At 47.8% G+C, this 4,059-nt stretch carries 6 protein-coding genes; 3 read left to right on the plus strand and 3 right to left on the minus strand.

Annotation, left to right across the window (positions count from 1 at the left end):
• Positions 1-160: 160 nt before the first annotated feature.
• A complete protein-coding gene (rmuC, locus tag ACR2PX_RS12510; RefSeq protein ID WP_433999691.1) occupies positions 161-1,651 on the minus strand; it encodes a DNA recombination protein RmuC in 1,491 nt (496 codons plus the stop codon).
• A gap of 169 nt (positions 1,652-1,820) precedes the next feature.
• Between rmuC and ACR2PX_RS12515 the strand changes: the two genes are divergently transcribed.
• From ACR2PX_RS12515 to ACR2PX_RS12525, 3 genes are read left to right on the plus strand one after another with little or no spacing between them, the layout of a single operon-like run.
• A complete protein-coding gene (locus ACR2PX_RS12515; protein ID WP_433999692.1) occupies positions 1,821-2,294 on the plus strand; it encodes a hypothetical protein in 474 nt (157 codons plus the stop codon).
• An 8-nt stretch (positions 2,295-2,302) separates the two neighbouring features.
• Positions 2,303-2,785 carry a DUF2062 domain-containing protein gene (locus tag ACR2PX_RS12520; RefSeq protein ID WP_433999693.1) on the plus strand — a complete coding sequence of 161 codons (483 nt, stop codon included), beginning with the start codon at positions 2,303-2,305 and terminating at the stop codon, positions 2,783-2,785.
• Positions 2,778-3,335: a DUF1415 domain-containing protein gene (locus ACR2PX_RS12525; RefSeq protein WP_433999694.1), complete on the plus strand. Its 558-nt coding sequence runs from the start codon at positions 2,778-2,780 to the stop codon at positions 3,333-3,335. The genes ACR2PX_RS12520 and ACR2PX_RS12525 overlap by 8 nt, the downstream gene beginning before the upstream one ends.
• Positions 3,336-3,394: 59 nt before the next feature.
• Here ACR2PX_RS12525 and ACR2PX_RS12530 read toward each other — a convergent pair whose 3' ends face one another.
• Both ACR2PX_RS12530 and ACR2PX_RS12535 read right to left on the minus strand, forming a co-directional pair.
• Entirely contained in the window at positions 3,395-3,769 is a 375-nt protein-coding gene (locus ACR2PX_RS12530; RefSeq protein WP_433999695.1) for a YybH family protein, read from the minus strand.
• A 183-nt stretch (positions 3,770-3,952) separates the two neighbouring features.
• Positions 3,953-4,059, minus strand: a 107-nt coding sequence (locus ACR2PX_RS12535) for a zinc ribbon domain-containing protein (RefSeq protein WP_433999696.1), incomplete at its 5' end; no start/stop codon positions are given.

Here is a 4,059-nt window from a genome sequence, read left to right on the forward strand (position 1 = left end):
TTACCACTGACCTACTGCGAAAAAGCCGGATTTGGCCATTTTTTCTGATTCTTTTCGTTGAATAGCTCGCTATTCGCCTCAAATAATCATAAAAACTGTCTCAAACCGGACTTTTTCTCGCTACGGTTGGTTAAGTCCGACAGGCTCCTGGGATGTTTGATCAGTTTTCGGCATCATGACTGGCATCCTGATCAGATTCTAAGGCAACATCACTGCCCAGATCCGCCGTTTCTAAAGTCTGTCTGGGAAGCTCTTTTTTCACCCGGACACCCAGCGTTAAAAACTGATCCGCCTGAGAGATCAGGTTACCACGACCATGCTTCAAGGTTCCCATAGCATCATCATACGTGCCTCTGGCACTGGTCAGTTGCTGATCCAGCTTTTCCATTTTCTCGACAAATATACGAAGTTTGTCGTACACCTGACGAGCTTTGTCTGCCAGTTTTCGGGCATTGGCATTCTGCCTTTCAATGGTCCAGAGATTAGACACCGTTCTGAGAGTAGCCAGAAGCGTGGTAGGTGTCACAACCACAATACGTTTTTCAAAAGCTTCATTAAACAGTTGCTGATCATGCTGAAAAGCCACCATAAAAGCCGGCTCAATGGGCATGAACATAAATACAAAGTCTGGTGCTTTCACTTCAGGCAAGGAGGGGTAATCTTTTTCATTCAGACTTTTAATATGATTGCGGATACTTTGAATATGTCGTTTCAGTGCGCCTTCCCGCTGTTCGTCTGTCTCTGAATTCACATACGCCATGTAATCCACCAGCGAGACTTTAGAATCGATGATCAGGTGTTTTTCTTCTGGCAGATAAACAATAAAATCAGGGCGTTTGTTCTGGCCTTCCTCATCTTTAAAGTTGGGCTCTCGCTCGTATTCCTGCCCCTTGATCAAACCACTGTTTTCCAGAATGCGTTCAACCTGCAACTCACCCCAGTTACCCTGAAGTTTCTTATCGCCCTTGAGGGCTTTTGCCAGGTTCCCGGCTTCATCGGTGATCTTCTGATTCAGGTGATACAAGGTCTCCAACTGTTGCTTGAGAGCCGCCCGCCCTTCATTGTCAGCCTTTCGGGCTTCTTCTACCTTGTTTCGAAACTCACCCAACTGTTCCTTGAAAGGTTTTAACAGGTTTTCAAGACCCGCCTGATGCTGCTGTGAAACGGATTTGCTCTTGGCTTCCAGGATCTCATTGGCCAGATTGCCAAACTCTTCCTTGAGGGCCTGTTTATTGTCTTCCAACTGCCGCAATGACTTTTCATTGTGCAACTGCTGCTCTTCCAGCCTGACCTTCAGTTCCCGCACCTGTTTCTCTGCTGTGAACCGGGCTTCCTGCTCACTCTGCTGCTTAAGCAAGCCTTCCTGAAGCAGCACTTCCCGCTCCTGAACCCGGCGTTTTTCATTATTCAGCAGGGCTTCCAGTTTTCCTTTTATAATATGCAGGTCGCGATTATCCTGTTGCAGCTTATCCCTTTCACTGGAAAGCTGGCCCTGCTCTGCGGTAAGTTCAGAAATCCTGAGCCCCTGTTGCTGCATCTGTGCAGCCAGCTTTGCCAATCCGGCAGCCGCTCTTTGCCTGGCAAACAGCCAGGACAATCCGGAACAGATCAAGACCAACAGAATGGCCATAGCCATTTCACTTGAAGACATGCACGCACTCTCATCAGCACAGGAAAATAATCACAACCAGCAGTGACTGGATAATCACTGATAGTATTTATGCACATTACGGTATTTTTACCAAAATCAACAGAGTCACACTGTCTGACCACAGAGCTTGTCAGAGTAAACGCAGGATATCCCAACTGATGGGGAATTTATGAATAAGAACCAGATACAGGAAGCCCTCATCAAGGCACTGGAACAGCAATGGCATTCTGCTTTAAACGCGGCCGATCTGGCCCATAAAACCGCCAGCGACAAAGAAAACAAACCAGAACACCAGTATGACACGCTGGCACTGGAGGCCGCCTACCTGGCCCATGGTCAGTCTGAAAGAGTACTGGAGCTGGAGCAAAATCTGCTAACGGCCCGAAAGCTCATCATGAAAGAATATTCGGTGGACGACCCCATTGGTATGTTCGCACTGGCTGTCCTTCAGGATGCAAAAAAACACGAAGCGTACTTTTTCATCAGCCCGGTCGGTGGTGGCATGCAACTGTCTCTGGCAGACAAAATCATTACTGTCATAAACCCGGATGCGCCGGTTTCCCGCAAGCTGATCGGAAGCTATCTGGGTGATGAGATAGAACTCCCGACTGGACACTGGCAGGAAATAATAGCCCTCTACTGAGTAAGACAATGACGTCACTGAAACAACTGATCAACAACAAACTGATTCAGCCTGTTATGGGGCTGTTAAAACAGGGATTGACGCCTGAAGCACTGGCCAGCAGTCTGGCCTGGGGAGCGGTTATTGCTGTTTTTCCAATCTTTGGTATTACAACAGGAATCTGCATCTTGATGGCTTGGGTATTTCGGCTGAATCAGGTCGCGATTCAGATTGCCAACTACTGCGTCTACCCCTTGCAGTTTTTGCTGTTCATCCCTTTTTTAAAGATGGGTGAGTGGCTGTTTGACCTGCCTGCTCTCTCGATTAATCCAGTCGAGATTTTTTCGCTGGTCGGTGAGAACTTTAGCCTTTTTCTTGAACAGTACGGCATAGCGATTCTTGCCGCCTGTGCCGCCTGGTTACTGCTGGCTATCCCTACAGCTTTCGTGCTCCAAAAAGTGCTTTCTGTCATACTTCGCAATACATTAACCCGGACCTCCCCCCATGAGTAAAGAGATTGAAGCAGTACGCCAATGGCTCAAAGAGGTAGTGATTGGCCTGAATCTCTGCCCTTTTGCCGCCTGGCCAGAGCAGCACAACCAGATTCGTATCACCCTATCAAGAGACACCACGGAAGAAGCATTACTTGAGACCCTCCAGTCTGAACTGACTCTGGCTGACGAAACGCCAGCCAGTGAACTGGAGACCACCTTGATTGTCATTCCGGATCAGCTTCAGAGTTTTGATGACTACAACCAGTTTCTCCATCATGTGGACGCCCTGCTGCGAGGTTTCCATTGGGAAGGAAAGTTCCAGGTTGCCAGTTTTCACCCTCACTACTGCTTTGCTGATACGTACCCGGAAGATAATGAGAACCTGACCAATCGTTCCCCCTATCCTCTTTTGCACATTATCCGGGAAGACAGTCTGGAAAAGGCGATCGCCAATTACCCGGATCCGGATGGTATTCCCGATAAAAACATTGCGCAGATGAATAACCTGACATCCGATGAAAAGCTGAAGCTGTTTCCATATCTGTTTGCCAGAACGGATAAAGGCTAATCTGAAGACACTGCCTGAACCGGATGACATCGAAGACTGAGGCGTGGCTGTATGAAGGGTTAATATTGCTCGGCAATTTCAAACTGGTCTTGAGCTAACTTCCAGATGCCGGCTTCCGTTTTAACCCATTCTTCCAGTGAAATGACACCCTTTCCCATGTTCATAGTCCAGTCTGCACCCAGCTGAACTGTTGTGTCGTTTATTTGCTTCAACCAGATTTGGTGATATTCAAGATCGGTGGCTCCCGACTGAACAAAAGGACGCCAGAAATGATCAATACTCTCATGGGTATCAAACGTACCCATGGGTTTTGCAATTAACTCTGCCTCCGGCAAGTAGGCTGAGACACAGTAATCCACATCACCATTATTGAAATGCTTGACCCACTGTTTACTGGCCACCAGCACTTCTGTCAGAACATTATGATTCATCATCAACACCTTGCATCGAGTGGCATAGGTGACTGAAGTCTAGCTGCTATCTTTCCAACACAACCCTTCAAATTTAAGACATTTGTTATAAGTCGGCGAATTGCATAGGATTAGCCTTGGACATCCATAGCAGAGGCTTTGATCTCTCTGCCAACGCTGTATCAAAACATTGACATCCTCCCCGCCCTAAAGGACGGGGATTCCTACAGCTAGACGGTCATGCCCGACCGCAAGAATGTTTCTTGCTGCGTTTACGTCACGCAGATGTTCAGCTCCGCACTCTGAACAGACCC

The organism is Endozoicomonas sp. (assembly GCF_051008435.1).
In the GTDB taxonomy this organism is placed as follows: domain Bacteria; phylum Pseudomonadota; class Gammaproteobacteria; order Pseudomonadales; family Endozoicomonadaceae; genus Endozoicomonas_A.